Annotated in this window: 19 protein-coding genes; 12 read left to right on the forward strand and 7 right to left on the reverse strand. The window is 41.0% G+C overall.

What is annotated here, in order from left to right; genetic code table 11:
• The first annotated feature begins 50 nt into the window (after positions 1–50).
• From ACTJKN_RS02785 to ACTJKN_RS02800, 4 genes are all read left to right on the forward strand, one after another.
• On the forward strand, positions 51–986 hold the full coding sequence (locus ACTJKN_RS02785; RefSeq protein WP_440822482.1) for a ring-cleaving dioxygenase: 936 nt from the start codon (positions 51–53) through the stop codon (positions 984–986).
• 10 nt (positions 987–996) lie between these two features.
• Positions 997–1617 carry an alpha/beta hydrolase gene (locus ACTJKN_RS02790; RefSeq protein WP_440822484.1) on the forward strand — a complete coding sequence of 207 codons (621 nt, stop codon included), beginning with the start codon at positions 997–999 and terminating at the stop codon, positions 1615–1617.
• Positions 1618–1682: 65 nt separating this feature from the next.
• Positions 1683–1934 carry a hypothetical protein gene (locus tag ACTJKN_RS02795; protein WP_440822486.1) on the forward strand — a complete coding sequence of 84 codons (252 nt, stop codon included), beginning with the start codon at positions 1683–1685 and terminating at the stop codon, positions 1932–1934.
• A 121-nt stretch (positions 1935–2055) separates the two neighbouring features.
• A complete protein-coding gene (locus ACTJKN_RS02800) occupies positions 2056–3252 on the forward strand; it encodes an MFS transporter (RefSeq protein WP_440822488.1) in 1197 nt (398 codons plus the stop codon).
• A gap of 586 nt (positions 3253–3838) precedes the next feature.
• Here ACTJKN_RS02800 and ACTJKN_RS02805 read toward each other — a convergent pair.
• Both ACTJKN_RS02805 and ACTJKN_RS02810 read right to left on the reverse strand, forming a co-directional pair.
• Positions 3839–4765 carry a LysR family transcriptional regulator gene (locus ACTJKN_RS02805; protein ID WP_440822490.1) on the reverse strand — a complete coding sequence of 309 codons (927 nt, stop codon included), beginning with the start codon at positions 4763–4765 and terminating at the stop codon, positions 3839–3841.
• 97 nt (positions 4766–4862) lie between these two features.
• Entirely contained in the window at positions 4863–5699 is an 837-nt protein-coding gene (locus tag ACTJKN_RS02810; protein ID WP_440822492.1) for a lysophospholipase, read from the reverse strand.
• A 520-nt stretch (positions 5700–6219) separates the two neighbouring features.
• Between ACTJKN_RS02810 and ACTJKN_RS02815 the strand changes: the two genes are divergently transcribed.
• The 3 genes from ACTJKN_RS02815 (at position 6220) to ACTJKN_RS02825 (ending at position 9772) form a co-directional block, all read left to right on the forward strand.
• On the forward strand, positions 6220–7095 hold the full coding sequence (locus ACTJKN_RS02815; RefSeq protein WP_440822493.1) for an alpha/beta fold hydrolase: 876 nt from the start codon (positions 6220–6222) through the stop codon (positions 7093–7095).
• 146 nt (positions 7096–7241) lie between these two features.
• Positions 7242–7931, forward strand: coding sequence for a hydrolase (locus tag ACTJKN_RS02820; protein WP_440822495.1), 690 nt, complete (start codon positions 7242–7244; stop codon positions 7929–7931).
• A 53-nt stretch (positions 7932–7984) separates the two neighbouring features.
• On the forward strand, positions 7985–9772 hold the full coding sequence (locus tag ACTJKN_RS02825; protein WP_440822497.1) for an amidohydrolase: 1788 nt from the start codon (positions 7985–7987) through the stop codon (positions 9770–9772).
• Positions 9773–9937: 165 nt separating this feature from the next.
• Here the strand turns inward: ACTJKN_RS02825 and ACTJKN_RS02830 are convergent, their stop codons facing one another.
• Both ACTJKN_RS02830 and ACTJKN_RS02835 read right to left on the reverse strand, forming a co-directional pair.
• Positions 9938–11320 carry an alginate export family protein gene (locus ACTJKN_RS02830; protein WP_440822498.1) on the reverse strand — a complete coding sequence of 461 codons (1383 nt, stop codon included), beginning with the start codon at positions 11318–11320 and terminating at the stop codon, positions 9938–9940.
• A 90-nt stretch (positions 11321–11410) separates the two neighbouring features.
• On the reverse strand, positions 11411–12010 hold the full coding sequence (locus ACTJKN_RS02835) for an FMN-dependent NADH-azoreductase (RefSeq protein WP_440822500.1): 600 nt from the start codon (positions 12008–12010) through the stop codon (positions 11411–11413).
• Between the two features lie 562 nt (positions 12011–12572).
• On the opposite strand from ACTJKN_RS02835, the gene ACTJKN_RS02840 reads away from it, so the two are divergent.
• The 4 genes from ACTJKN_RS02840 (at position 12573) to ACTJKN_RS02855 (ending at position 16417) form a co-directional block, all read left to right on the forward strand.
• The gene (locus ACTJKN_RS02840) at positions 12573–13607 is read left to right on the forward strand and encodes a proline iminopeptidase-family hydrolase (protein ID WP_440822502.1); all 1035 of its coding nucleotides are present in this window, start codon (positions 12573–12575) and stop codon (positions 13605–13607) included.
• 488 nt (positions 13608–14095) lie between these two features.
• On the forward strand, positions 14096–14884 hold the full coding sequence (locus tag ACTJKN_RS02845; RefSeq protein ID WP_440822503.1) for an MBL fold metallo-hydrolase: 789 nt from the start codon (positions 14096–14098) through the stop codon (positions 14882–14884).
• Between the two features lie 26 nt (positions 14885–14910).
• A complete protein-coding gene (locus ACTJKN_RS02850) occupies positions 14911–15327 on the forward strand; it encodes a DUF1348 family protein (RefSeq protein WP_440822505.1) in 417 nt (138 codons plus the stop codon).
• 94 nt (positions 15328–15421) lie between these two features.
• Positions 15422–16417 (forward strand): alpha/beta fold hydrolase, encoded by a 996-nt coding sequence (locus ACTJKN_RS02855; protein WP_440822507.1) that lies wholly within the window; start codon positions 15422–15424, stop codon positions 16415–16417.
• Between the two features lie 355 nt (positions 16418–16772).
• Here ACTJKN_RS02855 and ACTJKN_RS02860 read toward each other — a convergent pair whose 3' ends face one another.
• The 3 genes from ACTJKN_RS02860 to ACTJKN_RS02870 form a co-directional block, all read right to left on the reverse strand.
• Positions 16773–17375, reverse strand: coding sequence for a pyridoxamine 5'-phosphate oxidase family protein (locus ACTJKN_RS02860; protein WP_440822509.1), 603 nt, complete (start codon positions 17373–17375; stop codon positions 16773–16775).
• A gap of 23 nt (positions 17376–17398) precedes the next feature.
• A complete protein-coding gene (locus tag ACTJKN_RS02865) occupies positions 17399–18382 on the reverse strand; it encodes a type I glyceraldehyde-3-phosphate dehydrogenase (RefSeq protein ID WP_440822511.1) in 984 nt (327 codons plus the stop codon).
• A 172-nt stretch (positions 18383–18554) separates the two neighbouring features.
• The gene (locus tag ACTJKN_RS02870; protein WP_440822513.1) at positions 18555–21098 is read right to left on the reverse strand and encodes a BamA/TamA family outer membrane protein; all 2544 of its coding nucleotides are present in this window, start codon (positions 21096–21098) and stop codon (positions 18555–18557) included.
• A 236-nt stretch (positions 21099–21334) separates the two neighbouring features.
• Between ACTJKN_RS02870 and ACTJKN_RS02875 the strand changes: the two genes are divergently transcribed.
• Entirely contained in the window at positions 21335–23593 is a 2259-nt protein-coding gene (locus tag ACTJKN_RS02875) for a sensor histidine kinase (protein WP_440822515.1), read from the forward strand.
• Positions 23594–23605: the final 12 nt, after the last annotated feature.

Below are 23605 nucleotides of genomic sequence, written 5' to 3' on the forward strand. Positions count from 1 at the left end.
GATTATCCCGCCGTATCATTTAAGTAACCCATTCCAACAAAATAAGAAATATGGAAAAAACGATTAAAGGTATTCATCATATCACAGCGATTGCCGGTGATGCCAAAAGAAACTATGATTTTTATTCCCGTATACTCGGGCTTCGCCTCATTAAAAAAACAGTGAATTTCGATGATCCTGAAACCTATCATCTATATTATGGAGATAAGATGGGCACACCGGGAAGCATTTTGACATTTTTTCCAAATGAAGGAATCCCACCGGGACGACCTGGAACACGTCAAGCCACTTCGATAGGATACTCCATAGACAAGTCAAGCATCGACTTTTGGAAACAACGCTTTAAGAAGAATGGCATAAATTTTATCGATGTAGCCGAAAAATTCAACGATCCATATCTAACAGTTTTTGACCCCGATGGACTTCGTTTGGAGCTGATAGGTTCTTCGAAAGAAGATACTCGCTTACCCTGGACATCCACGGACGTGCCTGTCAATAATGCCCTGAAGGGATTTAACGGTATAACTTTAATGATCAATGAGTTAGCGCCAACAGCACACATACTGACAAAAGTATTTGGCTACCGATTAGTTGAGCAAAAGGATGATCTTTTCCGTTTTATTACCGACTCCGTTCCAAATGCGGCAATCATTGATCTTTTAGTTAGGAAATCTGAAACTCCAGGACACGTATCTACAGGATCGGTACACCATGTCGCTTTCAGGGTTAGAGATGAGAAGATTTTGATGGCATTCCGGGAGACGATCGTTGGGCTTGGACTAAGGGTCACTGAAAAAATTGACAGAAACTATTTCTATTCGATTTATTTCCGCGAACCTGGAGGGATTTTATTTGAACTGGCCACTGAAAATCCCGGTTTTACGGTAGATGAACCTCTGGAGAGCCTTGGAGAGAAGTTGATGTTACCTGCGCAATATGAGCAGCTGCGTGAAACCCTTGAAATCACACTACCTAAATTAATATAATATGAGTGCGATGGAAGAAAAATATCTGGTCGGCGGACAGGCTATTGATTCAGCTGGAGGTGTACTCATTATGATTCACGGTAGAGGCAGTAATGCTTCAGATATAATGGAGCTTTGTGATGAGCTTGAGATTGAGGGAATGGCCATATTCGCTCCTCAAGCGCCACACAATAGCTGGTACCCTTATAGTTTTATAGCCCCGATTGCTACCAATCAACCGGCAATAGACCTTTCACTGAGCATTGTAGACGAACTTGTCAAGCATGTAGTAAATCATGGTATAACCCGGGAAAGGATCTTTTTCATGGGATTTTCTCAGGGTGCATGCTTGATGCTGGAGTATATCAGCCGAAATGCGAAGAAATACGGCGGTGCTATTGCTTTTACCGGAGGCTTGATTGGAGAAGTTCTGAAAGGCGATAATTATAAGGGTGATCTTTCAGGAACCAGGATATTGATAACCACAGGAGATTTGGATCCGCACGTGCCCCTGATTAGAGTTAAAGAGTCAGTGACACAACTTAAAATTCAACAAGCAAATGTCAGGTTGGAAGTATACAAGGGTAAATCACACGGCATCCTGATGGATGAAATTAATATTGCCAATAACTGGATATTTAATCGTTATTAGGTTCAGATTATAAGGCGCATAGCATGAAAAAGACATTATAATCACGAGAGGCTATGCGGGTGTGGATGGTGAGACCAATTTTTCAGGTCATCGAATATCCACTTCCGGATGCCTGCCCCCTTGGCTTTCTGTCTGGTCGGTTTCAAGTCAAAGAAATGACTTTTAGAACAGTCAAACCAGATTACAATGATTATCATCAAGCTCCGGACCGGCAGTTTGTAGTGTTGCTAGATAGTGCTGTTGAGATAGAGACTTCGCTGGGCGAAAAAAGGCAATTTCAGGCGGGGCAGATCCTGCTCATTGAGGGTACCACCTAAAAGCTACACGAAGTCAAAATCTTGGGTACAAAACCAGAACCCGCTATTTATAATCCTAAAATGATAAAACCTGATCATCAGGTTTGCAATTAATTAGTAGTCCACATTAAATTTTCAACTGATGATTCAACAAATGAAATGCGCTTCAAAAAGACTATTGTCTTTAACTCATGAATGCATTCCTTTATTGGCATGTATGCTGGTAATGTTCCAAGCATATCTAATTGCGCCTCTCGCACAGAGTTTAGCGGTGGACTTTGCCTCTCCATTGCCTGCGCTTGGCATTCCAGTATTTGCGATAGCATTTTCTATTGCCGCCGCAGCAACGGCCTATTTAAAGATTAATCTTACAATTCGTAAGCATTTGTTACTCGCACTTGCTTCTATGGCTTTAGGAAATTATTTGTTAAGTATCAGCCAGGCTGCAGTTTTTTTTCTCTTAACCAGGGCATTGATAGGTTTCGGGACCGGCACTCTGCTGCCAATGGCTATTCTCCACTGCATTTGTTATACTAAAAAGCCAAAGTCTCTAGAGCGTATCGTACCGGTTGTTTTTGCACTCGCCACGGGTATGACGTTTTCCCCAAGCATTGGCGGGTGGTTAAATGGAATTTATGGCTGGCGAACTCTATATCAATGTCTAAGCATACTATGTTTTTTGCTGTTTGTTTTCTGCTTTATAGGGAAAGCACAAAAATTCGCACCGGCAATAACGCCCTGTGAAAAAGCCGGCGAGGTAAAAACTGTGGAGCGTACAGCTGGATTTATATACGGCTTTTCGTTTTTTACAGGCCTGTTTCACTCTGGTGTCTTCGTTTGGATCAGCCATTATTTCACAGTTAAATACCGCCTGAATGAATTTGAGATTGCGACCGAACTATTTATTTTTGGTTTTCCCGGTTTTGTAGTATCCTTTCTAATCCACCGTTTACAGATGGATAAGAAAATGATAACCGTTCTATACGCCACCATGGGATTAACCATTTTAGGGCTTTTAGTACTCTGGGGTGATTTATCTTTAGGATTGGCTGAATGCCTGCTAGCCATTATTTCAATAGGCTTCGGTTGTAGTCAGCCATTGTTTGTGGGTCTCGTGAAGTTTCCTCAGGGAAGACAAACTCTTTTGTCTCCCGCCGCTCATGGAACAGGATTTTTATTTGGAGGTTACGGAGTTGGCCCCTTAGTGATGTTGACATTGCTCAGCATAGATATGTTTATCGGGTTAATATTTTTGATCTCAACGGTAATCGCGCTAGGTTATATCTCGCTCCGTGTTTGGCGAAAAAACGCTATCCTTGCCAATTCGGTTGTTATTTAGCTACAAATCGACTAAGCCTTGAAGGAATCCGGGGTATAGATATTTTTGACGAAAGAAACGCCCATATCCTCCGGATTTTAAGGTTCGGTAAATCTAAAAAAACATCCGCCTTTCCCCTTTATTATTTTCCTTCAACAAAACCATTATTGTTGTTTGGGAAAAAGAAGCTAAATAAACAACAATAATGGATCTGACTTATTGCTTGGTGAGTCTAAAACTATACTTGGCATCAATACGAACATTTTTGGAATGTAAACTGCATACCAATCGCCACCAACGGAAGTTACGTTTTGAAATCACGTTACCTGCGAAGCACTTTGCATTACCGGCCTTATGAGCTGAGCTGATGGGAAAGTAACAACAACCTGCATCAAGCACTGCGCCGGTGCGAAATGCGAATGGTTTCTATATGCCGTTCTTCAAACACAGACCGATGGCAAATACCCGACCAAGGATCTTTGTTCAGCGGTCCGGGCCTAACGGAAATAAGCACTAACATTATCATAGTGCATTATAGTCCAGAAATCCTTTCTTTCTTAAACTCAAGCTTTTCATGAATATCCGTTAACGGGTAACATGCTATCAACTAATCCAACAATGATAACACCTGCTCATCAACAGGCCAATTTTTATTTAGAATATCTTCAAGGTATTTGATCTCGTCCGGGTACGCGGTGTTTTTTCTCTTGGCAAAATAAAGGGTATTTTCTACAGCAGGACTTCCATCCCATGCCAATTTTATACCTTTTCCAGCGAGTTCTTTACCGCATAGGAAATCGGGTACAACAGCGAAACCCTTATTATTGGACATACACCTTAAAATCGATGCAAAAGAAGGCACTACGTATTTTGGCCTGAAACTTGGCAGTGCGTCGAAACTTGCTGACCAGAAATTTTTAAGGTATTCCATGTCGTAAGCTGTAGTATACCAGACCTGATTGTTTAACCATTCCCTAAGCGCCGGGCGGTTATCTTGTAAGAGGAGTTCTTCAAATTCCTGGGTGTCGGTCTGATTACCACAAATTAATATAATTTTTTCTGTATTGAATGGTCTATAATCAAGGTTATGCTGTGTACCCTTGAGGGTAGTAAGAATCAGATCTAAAGTACCATTGTTCAGATCCTGGAGCATCTGCGGACAGTCGCCAAACCTTGTAACCAGGTTAAAGGGCAAATCTGTGATGTGTGCCTCCAATACATGCTGAAATATTTCCATTGACATGCCCACACTAACAGTTGGTTTTTCAGCTTTTGATTTTCTGCGGAAGATATGTTCCGCTTCTTCCAGCTTATTCATGTGGTCGATTATAAAATTATACAACATTGTCCCTCTTTCCGTGGCTACCATTTTTCTGGTATCCCGATCAAAAAGCCTATGCCCGGCAAAAGATTCAAGGGAGCTTAAATGCAGGCTAACACCTGGTTGGGAAATAAACAAATCTTTTGCTGCAGCCGATAGTGTTCCAGCTTCATAAATTACTTTAAAGGTTCTGAACCATTCTAGATTAATCATTGTTTGTTGGTTTAAGTTTTTTACTAATTGTTAGGTACAACTTGCAGGGTTAACATTCGCAGAGCGGTATGGCTCTTCGCTGTTTTGCTCCCACGATTTATATCGCCTCGGTCAGCCACTGGATAATATCCCGAATGACAATTCCGTTGTATGTATCGTTGAGGAGGTCATGATAATGACCTTCATAGAGTTTTAGTAGCTTATTTGGAGAAGATGCCTGTTTTTCAAATAATTCACTTCCAGATGGCAAAGTTGCTCTATCGGCGGTACCATGAAGTACCAGCAGCGGAAGCTCAATTGCACTTATTTGTTTTTCGAGATATTCTGATGCCAGCAACAGCTGCTGCATCGTCTTAGCAGGCTGTCTTTCGTGACTAAGAAGTGGGTCATTGTTCATTTTTAGAACATGAGCGGCATTACGGGAAAAATCTTCATTGGTTAATTTGACTAACCGAATATGAGGAATAAAACGGGCAAGGAATTTTATTGCTGCAAGAGCAGGTGCCGGCGCCGGAAGTTTAAATGCAAAACTTTCTAAGATTAACCCTTTAAGTCTATGCTGGTTTTTAACAGCATAAGCAGCGGCAAAAACACCTCCTGCGCTATGTCCAAAAAGGAAAACCGGTAGCAATGGGTATCTGGCGGACGCAATACCGATGAGCGTATCAATATCGGCCAATATATGCTTAAAATCAGGTACATAAAATCTTTCACCTTCTGACTGTCCCCTACCGACCAGATCCAGCGCATAAACCTCGAAACCATTTTCGTTAAGCTGATATGCAAACTCTTGATAATATCCGCTGTGTGAGTTGAGTCCGTGAATAACTGTAATTATTCCCTTAGGCTGGCCCTGAGTTTTCCAGTTCCGATAAAAAATGTTCTGGCCTTTCTGATTTAAAAACGTTGCAGTTTGTTCACTGTTTGACTTCATAACCAAAGAGTAGTCAATTATGTGCCATAAGTAAAAAAAAGACAAACGTAAACTGAATTAATTTTAAAATACTGATTATCAGATAAATAAAATATTTTTAATTATGCATTTTGATTCACAGATAAAAAAAACTCCATTTTTTTCGGAGTTTAAACAAAGTAAACTCTGAAAATATCGGAGTTGACCTATCAGCAAAATATCTGATGGGAAATCGTCCTGCACCGAAAGGCTTCATGGGATTTGGCTGTTCGTGCCAGCCACCAACTTTATGGAATGTTTTAAATTGCCGATTCCCGGAGACCTCGTCAATTAATTATAGGCAGGCAATAGTTATACTCACCACGTAGTGATCACCTTATGTGTGAATCTGGAAATTAGGCATTCATAATTTTAATAATACCTGGTATAAATAGGCTAATATACAATTTTTGGCATTGGCCGGTACTTTTGATATGCCGCTATTACAAATCAGTTATAGCTGCGTACACTCAATATTTACGTTAAAATTAATTGCAAGATTATGAAAAATCAAACTACGTATCAATTCATTGACATTAATGGTGTCAATATTTTCTACCGCGAGGCTGGGCTGAAAACGGCTCCAACATTGGTATTGTTACATGGCTATCCAACATCCTCGCACATGTTCCGCAACCTGATTGACAGTCTATCCGGTAAATATCATTTAATCGCCCCTGACTATCCTGGTTACGGAAGAAGTGAACAGCCTCCTATCGCAGACTTTGATTACACGTTTGACAACTTTGCCGAGATAATTTCCACCTTGCTTCAAAAACTGGAGATATCAAAGTATAGTCTTTACCTGATGGATTACGGTGCCCCGGTTGGCTGGAGGATCGCTTCGGCAAATCCAGAAAAAATTGACACATTGATTGTCCAGAATGGTTGCGCTTATGAAGAAGGCCTGGAAACTTTCTGGGACCCGTTCAAGGCTTATTGGAAAGACAGAAATGATAAAGCTGCAGAAAGTACGCTTGAAACCTTTCATCAACCGGACGGGTTAAAATGGCAATATACTCACGGGGTACCTGATACCTCGGTAATAAGTCCTGATAATTGGGAGATCGATCTGCGCCATCTTGAACGACCCGAAAATAACCAGATCCAACTGAACTTATTTTATGATTACGGGACTAACCCACCAAACTATCCTAAATGGCAACAATACTTTAGAGACCATAACCCTGAAATGCTTATTGTCTATGGAAAAAACGATTACATTTTTCCTGTGAGTGGAGCTGAAGCATACAAAAAGGATGTGAAAAACCTTGAATACCATTTGTATGATGCGGGGCATTTTGCCCTTGAAAGTAAGGGAGATGAGATGGCTGCAGTAATTGAGAATTTTTTAGACCGTAAGATTAAAAGATCATAAAGCCTAGGGGGTATTAAGCCGTAGGACTCTATGCTCTGGATGCGATAGCCTCCCCCAATAATAATATATGCGCTTCATAATAAACACAAAAGTCCCGCGCAGACACATTTGTTATCACACATAATTATTTTACAAAATCAAATAAGATGAAAAAATTAATTCTATTATCAGTTGGTCTCATAACTTCTATGTATGGATTTGCACAAAAGCCAAGTCCGCAATTACTGAACCCTACAAACCATACACTGGTTTTAATAGACTATCAAAGTCAGATGGCATTCGCTGTCAAAAATCAGCCCATTGAAGTGCTCAGGAATAATGCGGCATTGAGCGCCGGAGCATCCAAAATATTCAACATACCAACAGTGGTCACAACTGTGGCAGCAAAATCATTCAGCGGACCTGTATTTCCTGAAATCAGTACATTTTATCCGGTTTCTTCAACGACTATTATTGATCGAACCACTATGAATTCCTGGGAAGACGTCAATGCGCACAAGGCAATTACAGGGAAGGGTAAGAAAATACTGGTTATGGGTGGTCTCTGGACAAGTGTTTGTATAGTTGGCCCGGCATTGTCGGCGATCAATGAAGGATATACGGTGTATGTAATTACTGATGCCAGTGGTGATGTTTCCACTGAAGCACACGAGCAGGCCATTACCAGAATGGTTAAAGCAGGTGTCCACCCTATAACATCACTTCAGTATCTGTTAGAGCTGCAGAGAGACTGGGCCAGATCAGAAACGTACAATGCGACTACCGATCTTATTAAACAATATGGAGGAGCATATGGTATCGGCATCCAGTATGCAAAGGAAGTAATGAAACATTAAGGATTACATACACGGGGACAGCATAAACGTTGTCCCTTTCATTCCGCTAGGTCATGAAACTAACAAACACAACCATATTTTTGATCATTGCATTCTCGGGAAATGTATTCTCCCAGCAGAAAGTTGACAAAATCATCCTAAACGGTAAAATCATCACGCTGAACGACGAGCAGCCATCTGCTGAAGCAATTGCTATTGCGGGTAATAGAATTATTGAACTTGGAAGTAACCAAAGAATAAAAAAATACCTCAGGAAGAATGTACAGGTCATTGACGCCAGAGGAAAAACGGTTATTCCCGGGATTTATGATTCCCATCTCCATGTCATTCGCGGTGGGCGGTTTTATAATGCGGAACTGAGGTGGGATGGAGTGACCACACTGGCAGGCGCGTTATCAATGCTCAAAGAACAGGCTTTGCGTACACCCACAGGACAATGGGTAAGAGTTGTCGGTGGATGGAGTGAGTTTCAGTTTAAAGAAAAACGCCTGCCTACCCTGGATGAAATCAATGCTGCAACAGGCGATACCCCAGCCTTCATCTTGCATCTATATGGGCAAGCATTCTTAAATAAGGCGGGAATTCAAGTCCTGGGCATCACAGGCGACACACCCAATCCAACCGGCGGACTAATCCAAAAGAACCCGGATGGCGAACCTACAGGACTTCTAGTTGCCGAGCCCAATGCATTCATATTGTATTCTACACTATCAAAGCTTCCCGAACTTACAATGGAAGAAAAAATCAATTCCACAGAACGGTTCATATACGATTTAAATTCATTGGGTGTGACAAGTGTAATGGATGCCGGAGGCGGATTCCAGAATTTTCCGGATGACTATCAAATTACTGATATGTTATCGACTAGCCGGAAATTAAATGTAAGGTTACCATACTACTTATTTGCTCAGAAACCAGGAACAGAATTGGAAGATTACCTGAAATGGATCGGTATGGTTGATATTTCAGAACATCAAAGTGACGTTCAAGTGAAAAACCAGACGACTGAATATCGTGTGCTGGGCGCTGGGGAAAACTTAGTGGCCTCGGGTGGAGATTTTGAAAATTTCCTCAAGCCAAGGCCTGAACTTCCTCTGGCGATGGAGAATCAGCTGAAGGCGGTAATAAGTGAACTGGTAAAAAACCGTTGGCCATTTCGATTGCATGCAACTTATAATGAGAGTATCACTAGATTTTTGAATGTTATGGAACAAGTAAATCAGGAAACACCGTTCAATGGTTTGACCTGGTTTTTCGACCATGCTGAAACTGTGAGCGATGCAAATCTAGACCGGATAAAGGCTTTAGGCGGGGGGTTAGCAATCCAAGACCGCATGGCTTTCCAGGCTGAGGGATTTGTTTCAAGATATGGAAAAAATGCTGCGCTCCACACACCTCCCATCCGCAGAATGCTGAACAAGTGTTTACGTGTTGGGGGTGGTACAGATGGCACAAGGGTCTCAAGTTTCAATCCCTGGATCGGAATCTATCAATTTGTATCCGGAAAGTCAATGGGTGGATTAAAATTCGCATCCAGCGAAAATCAGGTGGACAGGATATCCGCACTGAAAATATATACCCTGGGAAGTGCTTCATTAATTCATCAGGAAAACGAGCGCGGGATGCTGAAGAAAAATTTCCTGGCAGATTTGGTCATTCTGAATGCTGACTACCTTGGCGTTGAAGAGGAGAAAATAAAAGATATTCGCTCAGTGCTAACCATTCTGGACGGCAAAGTTATATTTGGCGCCCGGGAATATCAAACAATCGCACCGCGAGTTCCAAAGGCACTGCCGGATTGGAGTCCGGTCAATTTCTATAGCGAGTATCAAAGCCGCTAAATAGAAATCACAATGCTCAACATCAAAGGCAAAACTTTTAATTAAGTATTTGCCTTTTTTTGGCATATAACTTCTTTACACTTGTCAAACCAGGATTTCGAGTACAAGTTAACTGCTTACTATTAGTAGCTTCGAATCCCAAACCATCCTGGAGCTGGAAAAGCATTAAAATTTATAAGAAAGCTGTGTATTGAAAAACCTGGAGTTTGCATTAATGGGAACGACGTCTTTAATAAAACCACCGACTCTAAAATATTGGTAGCCGGCACTCAAGGAAAAATGATTATTAATCCGGTAATCTGCACTCAACAAATAGGTCGTGCCAATGTAACGCGCTATGGAATTTGAGCCTGCAATATTGAAGCTTCCACTTGGGTGAAAGATGCCGTCCTGGAGTGAATACCGCCAGTTATAAACCAGGTCGATCTGAAATAAAAATCTATCGGTAAAGTTGAGTGTCAGATATGGATGAATATCTATGAGGTTGGATGGTCCGATTAACGGATTAAATCCAAAGTAACCACCTTTCGGGTATAAAGGGTTAAAACTATTCAATTTTTTATCCAATGCATTTTTGTCTCCTGATATGTAATCATTCCGCAGGTTCACCGTCGGTGTAAATTTAACCCCGTTAAATCTATAACGCAGTTCGATAGCCAGCGTCCATGCGCTGATTTGATTTTGACCAAACTTTCCGAACTGGTAGGCTGTCTCTATATTATACATAAAGAGTTTATCATCCTTCCAGTGACGAATCGCCACAGTATGCCGGACTTCCCTGTCCGTTCCCGCTTCAAATCGAGACTGCTCCCGCATGGCACCAAGATAATAGAAGTCAAAATTACCGGTTTGAGCAGACCTAATGTCTGAATAGGCGCCCCAAAGGTTTCCCTGCAATTTGGTTTGATTGTCAAACAAGCCTGGATTAGTTCTATCTATGGCTAAAACAAAAGCATCAATTCTCACCTTTGGTTTATTGTAAGAGAACTTTAAACCGGTAAAATACTGACGACTGTTGTTTCCGTCTCTAACTGAAATTAACCTACCCGAACCATAATCGAGCTCTTGACGGCCAATCCTAAGTAGAAGTTGCTGTTCAGGAGTGGACGAAAAGTCGTAATCTATAAAAAGGTCCTGAACGTCAAGCTTGTCCTCATCTAAGGTTGAAACTGCATATTTACTGCCATTTTCAAGGCTGCTGTTTAACTGCGCAAAAAACCTGAAATTATCACCGGAACGAACGCCCGCGTGCAGGGAATAACGCTGAAGAAAGGAGTAATTGAACCCCTGATTGGCAATCCAGTTTTCATCCTCTTTAAGTGCCCACTCAGAACGTATTTCACCGCCAATTGACAGTATCACCGGACCAGAAGAGAAAATTTGTGAATGCTTCAGGCGGTTATATAAGTTTCTGCTCGAATCCGCCAGATGGGTATAATCCTCATCAAACCTAAGCAACATAAAACTTTGTGCCTGTACATTTTCCCCAGCGAAGGCTGCAATCAAAACTAAAGCTGATATTTTCAATAAATACTTTATGCCAATCATTGCATTTCTAATTGCTTTTTCTAAGCGTCTGCTCCAACTCAGTCAAACCGCTTTGAGCTTAACATGGCAGCCTGAAACGAACCTTTTCTGTTAGATTTTGATGCTTCCAATCGCTTTTTCCAGGGCAGTATCACGCGTTTCAGATAATGCAAATCCCTCGGCCCGGCATACAGTTATATCATTCATCCCAATAAAAGTCAACATGAATTTTAAATATGGAGTTAAAAAATCCTTTTTTATTTCCTCCCCTAAGCTGTATATGCCACCAGTTGTGACAGCAAGAAAAACCTTCTTTCCACTAAGCAGTCCAATAGGGCCCTTGTCAGTATATTTAAAGGTAATTCCTGCGCGGGTTATGTGGTCAAACCAGGCTTTCAATGTTGATGAAACCCCAAAATTATACATCGGTGCACCAATCACTACAAAATCTGCCCAGTTGAGCTCTTCTATTGCTGAATTAGAATGTTTTATTGCCTCCCTATGCTCCCCGGTATGTTTTTCCACATCTGTAAAAAAAGCGTTCAGATGTACCTCCTCTAGGTGGGGAAAAGGTGCCTTGGTGAGATCCTTGATGTGTAGTGTGGCTGAAGGATAGTTTAATTTCAATCTATCAATAATCGCCTCTGATAGTTTTATACTATTTGACGCCCCACCTCTTGGGCTTGAAATAATCTGCAGGATATTAGACATATTCATTAATTTTAGTGGATATTTTTTTAACTCAACCCCCAGTCGAACTGCATTAATCGGCGTAACCGCCCCGAGGGATAAGAGTATTGATGTACTGTTTTCCTGAAGTAAAACTACGCTGGCAACTCAATACTATGTATCGCAGTTTAATGATATGATTTATCAGTTTTTTGATGGCAACCTATATTGCGTAGTTTCCTGGATTTAATGCAAACAGAAATTTTATTTACCGGTAATCTGGCTCAGCCTCTTGAATTCCGAGGCAACCCTTTAAAGCTCGGGCAACAAAATCGGGCGATCAAAATAGTGTAGAAAATCAGACTATGGAATAAAACCTAATGGTGCCTTCTCAATTATTACAATGCTGATAAGTTATATGATTAGCATTATATAAAACAAACGTTGTCCCGGATTATTTTTGTCGTGCAAGTTTTCCGTTTGATCTGGGAAGGAGAAAAAATGTAGGTTCGCACGAATTCAGCATCCCGGCACCTCATTCTGATAGGTAATCCTGCCTAAGTTCATGGCTCTTGCAATAACAATAAATTACATTCCTTATACAATGAAAACACTACATCAAACCCCTTTCAAACTGATGCTCATACTCGCATCAATTTCTCTAGTTATTGCCTGCGGCTCTCCCGAAAAGAGAACGGAGTTGCAGTCCAACGCAATAAGAAACATAAAAACAGGTGGCAGCAAGCTCATTTCCATTGATGGAAAGTATAACGTGTGGACGAAAAAGGTTGGAGAAGGGAAAATCAAAGTTTTGCTTTTACATGGCGGTCCGGGGTTTTCACATGATTATTTCGAATGTTTTGAAGACTTTCTCCCAAAAGAAGGTATTGAATTTTATTATTATGACCAACTTGGCAGCGGCTATTCCGATGTTCCTACAGACACAACACTTTGGAACACTGCTCGTTTTGTTGAAGAAGTTGAACAGGTAAGAAAGGGACTGGGTCTGGATAACTTTTACATTCTGGGGCATTCCTGGGGAAGCCTGCTGGCTATGGAATACCTAAACAAATACCAGAAACATGTTAAGGGTGCTGTCCTTTCCAACATGACCGCCAGCATTGCGGACTTTGTTGACTATAGTGCTGTGCTAAAGTCGAAACTCATTACAGGAGAGGAAAAACGATTGTTTGACTCATTGGATAGAGCTAAGGCTTATTCTTCTCCTGATTATTCCTCGCTCCTAAACGAGAAACTTTACACTAAGGTGATTTGCCGGCTTCCTCTTGAGCAATGGCCAGAACCCTTAGTAAGAGCATTTAAAAAGCCCAACCAGACGATATATCTGCAGATGCAGGGAATAGATGAATTTCATGTTACTGGCAGCTTACGGAACTGGGACTTCTGGGATAAATTACCAAACATCAAGGTACCGACATTGGTACTCGGCGGGGTTTATGACGAGATGAACCCTAAAAGTATGAAAGAAGAAGCACAGCTAATTCCCAAAAGCAGGCTATATCTATGTCCGGATGGCAGCCACATGGCCATGTATGATGATCAGAGCAATTACTTTAACGCCCTTATCGGCTTTTTAAAAGATGTAAATCAGGAAAGTTTCGTAGCTGATAAAAAATAACTGCTGATAGGCCTTGGCAATAGGCATGTTCCGCAGAAATAATGATCATAGATAACGCAGCCTTAGACTACCTAAGCTAGGCGCATTTCTTAGTCACCGTGGGGATTGACTGAAAAAGAAGGAAGCAGCATAATCTTTAAATCAGAATTAAATTTTAAGCCATGAGTATTAAAATGAAAAAACTAGCTTGTATAAGCGGAGTGATATTCTCCTACTTCAGTATATTCTTTTCCGGACAAATCACTTTTAACCCTGACAGCGGCAAAATCCCTGACTCTTTGCAAATCTCGATTGCCGGTAGAAGCACATTTGCCAAAACTGCGACGCGCATGAAATACAAATCAGTCTACGATAATAAGTTAAATTATTTTATAAGCCTCCCGAATACTGAAAATCCTCCAATTGAAGTAGAAATCAAATCCAGGAAATCATCTATTGAACGGTGGCACATGCCAAAAAAATGATTCTTTAATTAGCATATAAATATAATGGAAAAGAATAAAAATCTACCTTTTTCTGTCACCTATATTGGCGGTCCGACGGTACTCTTTGATATAGGAGGCTTAAGATTAATGACAGATCCGACATTGGATGAGGCTGGAAGTTTTTTTAAACTCAACGAGCACATGACTGAAACCAAACTCAAAGGACCTGCGGTTATTCCCCCAGAATATGTAGATGTAGTTTTGCTAAGTCATGATCATCACTTTGACAATCTTGATCATGCTGGTCGACGTTTTCTGGCCCAGACCGGTGCGGTTCTGACAACCAGGTCGGGGGCAGAACGATTGAGAGGAAACAGTATTGGTCTTTCTCCCGGGGAATCCATGGAATTTCAGATTCCTGCGGGTGGCCGACTGGTTGTTACGGCCACACCTGCGAGGCACGGACCCTCCGGTATCGAAAAAATAACCGGCGAAGTCGTCGGTTTCCACCTGAGCATCCAGGGCGAGCTTATGCAGAGTCTATACATTACCGGTGACACCGTTTACTACGATGAAATCGAAAAACTGGCAAAGCAAATAAATCCGTCATATGTGTTTATTTTCGCTGGCGCGGCAAGGCCCCGTGGTCCTTTCAATTTGACAATGGGTACCAACGACGCCTTGGATACCGCAGCTGCATTCAGGCATTCCCTAATAGTGCCCGTCCACTCAGAAGGCTGGTCACACTACACAGAAAACAATGACAATCTACAGGAGGCTTTCAATATTTTAGGTATCGGGAATCAGCTGATCTTTCTTGAACCCGGAATCCCCACAAAACTATTCAATTAAGCATTGTAAATAAATTAAAAAAAAAAATGGAAACCATACCGTTAATACCCCCATTTAATCTCCAGACAGCCCTACAAAAAGTTCAACTTGCGGAAGATGCCTGGAACTCACAGGATCCGCTTAGAATAGCCCTTGCCTACACTTTAGATAGCGAATGGCGTAACAGGGACACTTTCATTAACGGAAGAGAAGAAATCGTTAAATTCTTAGAAAAAAAATGGAAAAAAGAGTTGAACTACCGTCTTAAAAAGGAACTCTGGTCATTCCATGATAACCGGATCGCGGTTAGATTCGAGTATGAGTACCAAAATATTCAATCCCAATGGTTTAGAGCCTACGGTAACGAAAACTGGGAGTTCGATGAAGACGGATTAATGAGAAAGAGATATGCAAGTATTAATGACCTTGCTATCCATGAAACTGAAAGGCGTTTACGATGCTGATGTCTCTGTCAACTTACATTGTAAATATCCGTAAAGCGCACGCTGCGACGGCTTCCACTTGATTAAACAGAAATAAACGATTTAAAGAAGAAAAATGAAAAAACTCAGCATTCTCATCATTGTAGTTGGAATAGTAACAACAGGCTTGACAACAACCCACGCACAAAATACGCAAGGAAATAAAAAACCAATGGATGCACCTGTATTAAAAAAGCATTCACAAACATCGAATCTTATCGAATTTCATAAAATCAAAGTTGGGGATACAGAAATATTTTATCGGGAGGCGGGTGACCTTGGAAAACCAGTCATATTACTTTTGCATGGCTTTCCCTCATCATCCCACATGTACAGGAATCTAATCACGAAGCTGGCACCTGACTATCATCTAATTGCACCTGATTATCCTGGATTCGGGATGAGCAGTAGTCCTTCGCCCGAAACGTTCAGTTACACCTTTGACCATTTATCAGAGATTATTGAAAAATTTATAGATGAACTTAAGCTAAATTCCATTACCTTTTATCTACAGGATTATGGCGGTCCAGTTGGATTTAGAATCATTAATCGGAGGCCCGAATTGGTTAAGGCATTAATCATTCAGAACGCTAACATGTATGTAGAAGGAATTGGTCCGGATGTACAGAAAATTGGTGCACTAAGCGCCGCAAACGACACCGAGGGCTTGAAAGCGGCTGTTAATTACATGATGTCGTTTGAAGGAATAAAGGAGCAGTATCTATATGGTTCAAACCAACCCAATCGCATCAGTCCAGATAGTTATAATATGGACCACTTCTTTTTTGAGCAGCCCGGTATTAAAGACATTCAGAAGGTACTGTTTAGCGATTATAAAAACAATTTCCCGAAATATCCGCAGTGGCAAACTTACCTTAGAAAGCATCAGCCGCCAGCTCTTTTGGTCTGGGGTAAGAATGATAAAATATTCCCCGGCGCCGGAGCAACCGCTTACAAGAAAGATTTACTTCATGCAGAAATTCATCTTTTTTCCGGAGGGCATTTCCTTTTAGAGGAACGCGGTGAAGAGGTAGCGGGTTTAATACAAAGCTTTATGAAGAAATTAAGATAACAATAAGGCCTTACACGCCAAATGTAAGGCCTTATTTAATTCAGCAAAGAATAAGCGCTGATTTCTATCCCTGGATCGTAGCGTATGGTTTCGATTTGTGCAGCTGTACGAAAATATTTAAACTGGACTTTCGCAATTGAAGAATTGCCCACTTTATTTAAGCTGTTAAAAAACCAATGCTGTTGTTCTGAAATTCGTCGAGGTTAAAATGTATTAGCGGATATTTTAGAACCCTGTAGTCTTTCTTTTTTTATTTTATGTAGATAACGAATATATAAATTAACGCTTAATGGTCTGAAATTTTAAAGAAAGTCGCATAGCAACACGCGAAATTATAGCCGAAACGCTGTTTCTATTAAATTGCTTTTAATTTCTTGATTTCTTGTTCAAGCTGCTCAATATATTCTTTCTGCGGCTTTAATAGTTCCTCAATTTCCTCAAGGGTATATTTTGGTACAATATGCTGTGGACAGTTCCAGTCGTAAGCCGATATTCTAAAGGTTAACATCCATTCAGGCTTATTTTTATAACTCTCGGGTTTTAAAAGTTCATAAAGTCCCGGATTTTTACCAATTTCGACAACTTCAGCTTTGGCGTATATCTTCAGCCGCGCTTTCAGCGGATAGGAAAGAAGTATGAGTGCAACATTTGGATTTTTGGAAATGTTTGCTGCCGTTATGTATTGCCGGTTTCCCGTAAAGTCAACTATCCCGATTGAAGTATCGTCGATAACCTTAATAAAACCTTTAGGGCCTCCGCGGTGCTGAATGTAGGGATATTGATTCTCACCAAATGAGGCAATATAAAAGCTATCTATCTGGTTTATGAAGTCAATTTCATATTCGGTTAATCCGTCAACAAAAGTTCTTTTTTCCATGCGTTCATAACTCAGCCGGCTGCCAAGCTTTTCCTGTAAGGCCTTAACTGAATCTGTGAAGGCTAATTGTGCGTAGTTCATAGACTAAATTTAAGCTTAACTTTTTATAAAACACTAATTTGTCTAATCATCTGATTAGTGAATCCCCACTCATTATCATACCAAGACATCACTTTTACCAAATCACCATCTACCACTCTGGTCATCGCCAAATCCACTATTGAAGCTAACGGGCTCTTTATAATGTCTGTAGAAACCAGCGGCTCATCTGTTGTACCAACGACATTTTTATACCTTTCTGAAACAGATTCCGCTAACAAAATCTCATTTATCTCGTCTGCAGTCGTGGGTCTCTCAGAGATAAAAGTTATATCAGAAATTGACCCCACAGAAACCGGAACCCGGACTGCTACACCGTCAAATTTGCCAGCATACTGCGGAAGTGCTTTGGTGGTTGCAAGAGCAGCTCCTGTTGCCGCTGGTGCCAGGTTGATTCCTGCTGTTCTTCCCATTCTTGGTTCCTTCTTTGAGGGAGCATCCATTAATGTCTGTGATGCAGTATAGGCATGGGTTGTGTTCAAAATCGCTTTTTTAATACCAATTCTTCTGCCCAGAATTTCTATAATTGGACTTATGTTATTGGTTGTGCAACTGGCGCAGGAGAAGATGTTAACTTTTCCTTCTTCGGTGTTCACACCATGGACAATCGTAGGTGTATCTTTGGTTGGCCCCGATATAACAACGAATTTTGCTCCTGAAGCAAGGTGTTTTTCCGCATCTGCCCTGTTGGTGAAAAGCCCTGTACTTTCAATCACCACTTCCGCTTGAAATTCGCGCCAGGGAAGGTCCGATATTTCCCGGAATGAGCTGTAATGAAAAGATTTATCGCCTATATGAATCGTATTTTCACTATGGGTAATTTCCCGTTCATACCGCCCATAAATACTATCATATTTCAAGAGATAAACAGCATTCTCTATACTCATTAAGTCATTTACAGCAACCAACTTTAAATTCTCAGAATCCAGAATCAATTTTAGCGATGCTCTACCAATGCGGCCTAAACCGTTTATTCCTATTTTTTTCATGTTTTTTTGCTTTGAAAATTATCCTGTAACCTATGAATTCCTTGAGTTACAGTTGTGTAAACCTATTGAATTTATTTTGACCCAAGGCGAATTCAACAATCAGAAAAGTAATAATAATTATTCTTGAATTTATAGCGATAAGCCCACTGTGATTTTGGGTATTATTTGAAAATTATAGTTGGGATTTAAGGGTAAGCGTAGGATAAAACCCCTCCTTTGAATAACCAGCAGTCAAATTAATCCGCGCATACGATGCTGGGGCGAAATAGAGCCCAGCCCCAAAACCATGATGCACCCGTTCACTATGCTCGCCCCTTTTCCAGACCCTGCCGAAATCATGCATTGCATTGAATCCGAATTCCCCGGGAAGAATGTAGTTTAGAAATGATCCAATTCTTATCCGAATTTCAGCATTATTAAACGCGCTGTAATCACCCGCAAATCGGAACTTCCTATAACCGGTTAAGTTATCGGTGCCTCCTAAATATGGCAGTTGAAAAAATTCAGGCTTTCCGGCACTGAAACCTCCACCTAAGCGATTGCTAAAGACCATACTTCCTTTTTCATTCAGTTTGAAAAAGAATGTAAATTCAGAATTCACCACTCCAATGCGCCTGGCATTTTGCCCAAGCCCGGTCAGTAATTCAAGACTTGACTTCAAAAGGATTCCAGATTGCGTAAGAACTACCTTATCCCTGTTATCTATCATCAACTGCAGGACAGCACCAGCCTGAAAACTGTTTTGACTGACCTGGATACCAGAATTATCTCCCGCCAGATAACGCTCAATAAACTTTCCAATATTTTTTGATCCTGAATAATGAAAATTTTGGAATAACGGGCCAAATGCAACATTATTCGCACCCCAGCGATTCCTTATCAAAGCCTTAAAGGTATAAAGGTTGAACCTTGCCCTGTAGAAACTCAAAGGCGAGGACTCACGGTCAAATACACTCTCATTTCCAGAGCCAAAATAATTGCGTGTGTTGTTCGGTGCATTTACCTCTAAATCAATAAGAATATCATGATTTCCAATTGAATTCATCCACTCGCCCAGATAGTGCAAGCTAAAAGCTGAGGTATTCCATGCATATAGCGCAGAAAGCGAATGAATACTTGCAAAAGGGTGTTTTCTAAAACCCGGGGCGGTGAACCGATGTGAAATGCCAACCATGGCACCATCATCTACATTAAAACCAACATTGGCTAAAGTTAGCTTTCGGGAATAAAGGTTAGTAGCGTAATAAGTGAAATTCGCGGTATCGGCTGACAATTTTGTCCGCAGCTTGTTATGAAAACTGTCAATACGGTCCTGAGGCTTTCCATAATAAATTAATGGCTTTCCCTTCCACTTGAGCTTGACATCTTTGATATCCTCCCCTCCTACCAAACGAACCTTAATCTTTGAATTTAATGATTCCATGAAAACACTATCATTTCCCGCCCGAAGAAATATGCGCAACTCTTTTGTAATTGCCGGATCGAGTTCCCGCTGGAGAATCAGCTTTGAGCCAGCTTTCCCCCCTCCGGCTCTGGAGATATCAAGCTGCATATAGCCATTGCCTTTTTCTACCAGGCTGACGATTTCATCCTGATCGCTGAGCGGCACATCTACTGTTTTGTTTAGAAAAAGATAATACTGGTCCATCAAATCAGGCAGCGCATCCCGCCGCTTTCTCATTTGCGTTAGAATCTGCGCTTTGATACCAGGATCTGTCGGGTCTGGAAGTTTGAGCAATGCCTGGGAAAGTAGGGAATCCGTTACAACCGCACAAAATTCTTTAATGGTATTTTTCCATTCCAGCTGGCTGACGCCAGAAAATATCTGTGAGTTTAAATTTCTGCCTTCCCATAAAAACCAGTTAATATTTCGAATATCTCTTTCATAGCCCTGCATCATGGGCAATAGCCAGCTGGACTGTGCAAGCCGTTGCACGATACCGTCCGACCGGTAGAATACCTGATCCCGATCACGAGGTACGGGAATGTATTGAATCCTGTCGGTTTTCTCCTCCATTGCCCAACGCCATTGATCCTCATGCCTATCCCAGTCCCCCAGCAATACATCCAATGCTTTTGCTTTTAAATAAGTCTGCCAGTCAACCCGGTACCGATTACTGTTTGCTACCTGCTTTAACATTTTTGCGGTATTGTCTGATTCGCCCAGCGGTTCCCGCTCCTCCAGAAGACAGAGAGTATTTACAAAATCCTTTGCAAAAATCCCTAGCCCGATATCGCCCTCCACAACCCCAATCAAAGGATTAGTATGTGGAATCCCAACGGCTTGAGCTAAAACAGGAACAACCAATGCTCCGAAAGGGTATTGCGCAGACATGTTATCCTCTAAAATATCTAGCAGAAATGTTTCTCTAAGTGGAAGTGGAAGTAACACCGCCGGAAATTTCTTTACCGACCTGAGCGTCCATTCCTTACCAGCGGCATCTATCAATCTCAGTGTTTTTGATTGATTCCCCCCTCCCGCTTGAATTGCGGTAAGACCACCGGCAATTTCTGAGAGCCGGATAACAGGAACTTTGACAGGCCTGGCATAATCTTTCCGATAGTTTTCACCAAAAACTTGCCGGTGCAATCTGGACACACTATCGTATTTTGCCACGGGTATTATTATAACCGAATCCAGTTTCTGATTCTGGCCTTTTAGTGTGGGAGTGGCTAACAAAAAAGCAAGAGTAAAAAAAATATGTTGTCTAATCATAGCAATTAATTTTAGCATTCTGTAATTGTCCTGTTGAATGCGTGAAGGTCAGCATACAACTGAATAAACAGAAATAATGATATTCATAAATGCTATCAATATATTTATAATTCAATATCGATCTGAAAATCCAAGGCACTATTTATTATAATTCTGATAAATACTATTACTGTTGTTTTGATGGCTTTCGCCAGCCTATACCGTAATTTGAATACCTAAGGAAACATAACCTATTTATGAAAATTTTTAATCTGCTGATGGTGTTTATTGCTTCAAGTATTTCTGTAGTGGCGCAAAACAGCAACCTGGAAGCACTTCCAATCGCGACCTTGAAACAACAGCTTTCCAGGCACAATGCAGATACGACAACGATAAAACTAAAAATTGCTCTGGGAAGAGTACTTTTGGTTAAGCCAGGCGGTGGAGGCTTTGAAATAGACTCAGCGATGAAGTTTTCAGCAGATGCCGAGTATTTAAGCCGCAGGATTGGATATACTAAAGGCATCATTAACGCCATTTTGCTGCGGGCACTTTCATATAATAAGAAAAATGAGCCGAAGGCTGGCCTGAACTCCGCAAGACAGGCCTTAGCTTATTCAATTAAAATAATGGACTCAACGGGGATAGCGGAATCATACATCGTTATCGGGCAGCACTACTCCATATCGAAGCCAGAGCAACTGGTTAAGAGAATGGGCTACTACCGAAAAGCGAGTGTTATTTTCAGAAAAACCCATAATTTTTATCGGCTCGCCTCTTCCTTACAAGGTGATGCGGAAATGTTGCTGCTGAACAGACAACATATGGAAGCAATAAAAATGCTGTTTGAGGCCATCAATGTTAATAAGGCGATCGGAAATAAGTCCATTCAGGGAATATATTGGCTTATAGGTCGAACACTGAATGAACTTGGCGATTTTCCCAGCGCTTTAAAATACTCGCTTCTTGCGATTAAATCAGCAAAAGCAGTCAATGACACTACCTTAACCGTTGCCAGTATAAACTTCACTACCTCAAGTATATACACTTATATGAGGGATTATAAGAATGCGCTCCCATATGCGTTAAAGGCGCTTGAAATCGCGAAGCATTACAAAGATTCAGATTATATCTTTACAATATCCATTTCTGCTGCTTTTAACTATACCAGAGTCAATAAGTTATATAATGCCATGAAATTGTTGAGGAATGTCTGGCAATATGCAAAGAATGACGCGGATTCCCTTTATGTCATGACCTACTTCCTAGGCAACCTCAACCATGCAAAAAAATATAAGCAGGCAGCTTTGTATGCAGGCGAGGTTACACGGCTTCTCAAAAAAATACCACCTGACAATTTTAACAATAGGATTACTGCATATAATTTTCTCGCCTTTCACTATATTGAGACCCGACAGATAAAACTGGCCTACCAATATGCAGACGCATACGCAGCAGTTGTCAAATCCTTTAATTTCCCTATAGGTGTCAGGTCAGTAGAAATTATGTATTATAAGCTCGATTCGCTACAGGGCAACTATCAATCTGCCATTAAGCACCACTTATTGGCACAGGGGATTAAAGACTCGATAGACAATGTTACCAAAGCCTATCAGGTATCGCTTTTGCAAATCGAAAATGATACGGAGAAAAAGAATAACGATATTGATGCCCTTACCAGAGCGGGGCAGGCTAAGGATGATGCATTGAAACGTACGCAATTGATGCAAAAAGCTATCATTGCCGCGTCCGTTTTACTGGCCATAATCACTGCACTTATATTTAGCCAATATCGGCTTAAACAAAGAACCAACCGGGAACTTGAAGAAAGTCAGCGCGAATTGGATCAGAAAAATGCTTCCCTTGAAACTATGAACACCCAACAAGATAAGCTTTTGAAAGAGAAAGAATGGTTGATTAAAGAAGTCCACCACCGAGTCAAGAATAATCTCCAGATGGTTACCAGCTTATTGAGCTCTCAAACGACCTATCTTGATAATGATGCTGCAATTTTGGCTGTCAATGATAGTTTGCGGAGAATGCAGGCTATGTCAATGATTCATCAAAAGTTATATCAGGATGATAGCGTATCGACGATATTTATGCCCGAATATATTGATGAACTTATTCATTATCTTCGTGACAGTTTTGATGATAACCACAGGATTATTTTTAACCAGAAGATCGAACAATTAAGCCTGGGTGTCACCCAGGCTATTCCTTTAGGTCTTATTATAACCGAGAGTATAGTCAATTCAATAAAATATGCATTCCTGAACAGCAAAGCTGGAATTGTTAATATCTCTTTAGGGCAAGAAGGTCCTGACCATCTATTACTCTTCATTGCGGATAACGGAACGGGCTTACCGGAAGGTATTGATAAATCACCTTTGAATTCCCTTGGTCTTGACTTAATGCAGGGACTTGCCAGGCAATTGAAGGGAACGTTTCAGATCGAAAATAATAACGGTGTACAAATAAAAATCAAATTCATTCATCCAGAAAAAACAATTTAGCTAAATTTATAC

The sequence above is a fragment of the Pedobacter sp. 22163 genome, from assembly GCF_052045595.1.
In the GTDB taxonomy this organism is placed as follows: domain Bacteria; phylum Bacteroidota; class Bacteroidia; order Sphingobacteriales; family Sphingobacteriaceae; genus Pedobacter.

Coding starts and splice junctions, on each gene's coding strand:
- ACTJKN_RS02785 (WP_440822482.1), top strand. CDS start 51: ATGGAAAAAACGATTAAAGGTATTCATCATATCACAGCGATTGCCGGT.
- ACTJKN_RS02790 (WP_440822484.1), top strand. CDS start 997: ATGGAAGAAAAATATCTGGTCGGCGGACAGGCTATTGATTCAGCTGGA.
- ACTJKN_RS02795 (WP_440822486.1), top strand. CDS start 1,683: ATGGTGAGACCAATTTTTCAGGTCATCGAATATCCACTTCCGGATGCC.
- ACTJKN_RS02800 (WP_440822488.1), top strand. CDS start 2,056: ATGATTCAACAAATGAAATGCGCTTCAAAAAGACTATTGTCTTTAACT.
- ACTJKN_RS02805 (WP_440822490.1), bottom strand. CDS start 4,765: ATGATTAATCTAGAATGGTTCAGAACCTTTAAAGTAATTTATGAAGCT.
- ACTJKN_RS02810 (WP_440822492.1), bottom strand. CDS start 5,699: ATGAAGTCAAACAGTGAACAAACTGCAACGTTTTTAAATCAGAAAGGC.
- ACTJKN_RS02815 (WP_440822493.1), top strand. CDS start 6,220: ATGAAAAATCAAACTACGTATCAATTCATTGACATTAATGGTGTCAAT.
- ACTJKN_RS02820 (WP_440822495.1), top strand. CDS start 7,242: ATGAAAAAATTAATTCTATTATCAGTTGGTCTCATAACTTCTATGTAT.
- ACTJKN_RS02825 (WP_440822497.1), top strand. CDS start 7,985: ATGAAACTAACAAACACAACCATATTTTTGATCATTGCATTCTCGGGA.
- ACTJKN_RS02830 (WP_440822498.1), bottom strand. CDS start 11,320: ATGATTGGCATAAAGTATTTATTGAAAATATCAGCTTTAGTTTTGATT.
- ACTJKN_RS02835 (WP_440822500.1), bottom strand. CDS start 12,010: ATGTCTAATATCCTGCAGATTATTTCAAGCCCAAGAGGTGGGGCGTCA.
- ACTJKN_RS02840 (WP_440822502.1), top strand. CDS start 12,573: ATGAAAACACTACATCAAACCCCTTTCAAACTGATGCTCATACTCGCA.
- ACTJKN_RS02845 (WP_440822503.1), top strand. CDS start 14,096: ATGGAAAAGAATAAAAATCTACCTTTTTCTGTCACCTATATTGGCGGT.
- ACTJKN_RS02850 (WP_440822505.1), top strand. CDS start 14,911: ATGGAAACCATACCGTTAATACCCCCATTTAATCTCCAGACAGCCCTA.
- ACTJKN_RS02855 (WP_440822507.1), top strand. CDS start 15,422: ATGAAAAAACTCAGCATTCTCATCATTGTAGTTGGAATAGTAACAACA.
- ACTJKN_RS02860 (WP_440822509.1), bottom strand. CDS start 17,375: ATGAACTACGCACAATTAGCCTTCACAGATTCAGTTAAGGCCTTACAG.
- ACTJKN_RS02865 (WP_440822511.1), bottom strand. CDS start 18,382: ATGAAAAAAATAGGAATAAACGGTTTAGGCCGCATTGGTAGAGCATCG.
- ACTJKN_RS02870 (WP_440822513.1), bottom strand. CDS start 21,098: ATGATTAGACAACATATTTTTTTTACTCTTGCTTTTTTGTTAGCCACT.
- ACTJKN_RS02875 (WP_440822515.1), top strand. CDS start 21,335: ATGAAAATTTTTAATCTGCTGATGGTGTTTATTGCTTCAAGTATTTCT.